Source organism: Rhodococcus sp. EPR-157 (assembly GCF_001647195.1).
GTDB lineage: Bacteria > Actinomycetota > Actinomycetes > Mycobacteriales > Mycobacteriaceae > Rhodococcoides.
The window spans coordinates 1-1,171 of the sequence record NZ_LVCV01000418.1 but is presented as its reverse complement, the minus strand read 5'-3'; the positions used below and the strand labels follow the sequence as shown (position 1 = coordinate 1,171).

At 63.6% G+C, this 1,171-nt stretch carries 2 protein-coding genes and 1 pseudogene; 2 read left to right on the top strand and 1 reads right to left on the bottom strand.

Annotation, left to right across the window (positions count from 1 at the left end):
- Nucleotides 1–357 (bottom strand): annotated as a pseudogene (locus A2J03_RS30615) (hypothetical protein); the annotation flags it as partial.
- A 28-nt stretch (nucleotides 358–385) separates the two neighbouring features.
- Between A2J03_RS30615 and A2J03_RS30610 the strand changes: the two are divergent.
- Entirely contained in the window at nucleotides 386–658 is a 273-nt protein-coding gene (locus A2J03_RS30610; protein WP_156520470.1) for a hypothetical protein, read from the top strand.
- Between the two features lie 8 nt (nucleotides 659–666).
- A partial coding sequence (locus A2J03_RS19535) for a class F sortase (RefSeq protein WP_197480864.1) occupies nucleotides 667–1,171 on the top strand: 505 nt, incomplete at its 3' end.

The window sequence follows — 1,171 nt, the reverse complement described above, 5'->3', positions numbered from 1 at the left end:
AACCACCACCGCTGAACCCACAACCACCGAACCCACTACCACTGAACCCACTACCACTGAACCAACCACCACCACCGCGCCCACCACGACGACCACCGCGCCCACAACCACCGAACCCACGACCACCGCGCCCACAACCACAACACCACCGGGCGCTACTACAACCACAGGTTCGGGCCCGATTCCGCCAATCGTCATACCGCCAGTCATCACCATCCCGACCATTCCGGGAGTACCGACCATCCCCGGTGTACCGCCGGTCATCACGATTCCGAGCATCCCCGGCATTCCCACAGTTCCGAACGTTCCCAACGTGCCGAACGTTCCCAACGTGCCGAACGTGCCGAATGTTCCCAACGTGCCTAATGTGCCGAATGTTCCCAACGTGCCTAACGTTCCGAACACACCCAACACACCGAACGTGCCGAATACACCCAACACACCCGGTGCCCCCAACACCCCGGAAGCCCCCGGTGGCCCAGGGACGAACAACCCCGGTGGTCAGATCACTCAGATCCCCAACGGTGGTGTCGATACCGGTGACGGAAGCACAGTGGCACAAAGCATCTCGGACACACGTCCGATGACGGTGGTGCCAGGACTGGCATTGTTGTCGATTGCCGGAGCGGGTCTCCTCCTTCGCCTCCGTCGACGCTGACCACGGCCATGAAAATCACCGGATTCTCAGGCGCCACAGCGTTTCGCGCACATCCCGCCGCCGCGAGCCGATTTCGGTTCGCGGCGGCGGGCGGGCTGCTCGCCATAACCATGCTCGTGATGGCCATTCTCGCTGGGTGTTCGACGCCGATCGACACCGAGGCACAATCCAATCCCCAATCGACGGCGTCACTCTCCGGCTCAGCGGGCAATGCATCCGCCGAGTTGATGGCCGCGCCTGCCGCCGATGCCGGCAGTGCACCGGTCGGCCGATCGGTCCCGGTCCGAATCGCAATTCCCGCGATCGAGGTCGACTCCGACTTGATCGGGCTTGGCCTGCGATCGGACGGCACCATGGAGGTGCCCTCCGGCGGCTTTCCTGGAGGTTGGTACACCGGCTCGCCCACGCCCGGTGAGCTCGGACCGTCGATCATCGCCGGGCACGTCGACATGAACGGCAGTCCCGGAATCTTCTTTCGGCTTCGTGAATTGACCGCGGGTGACACGATCACCG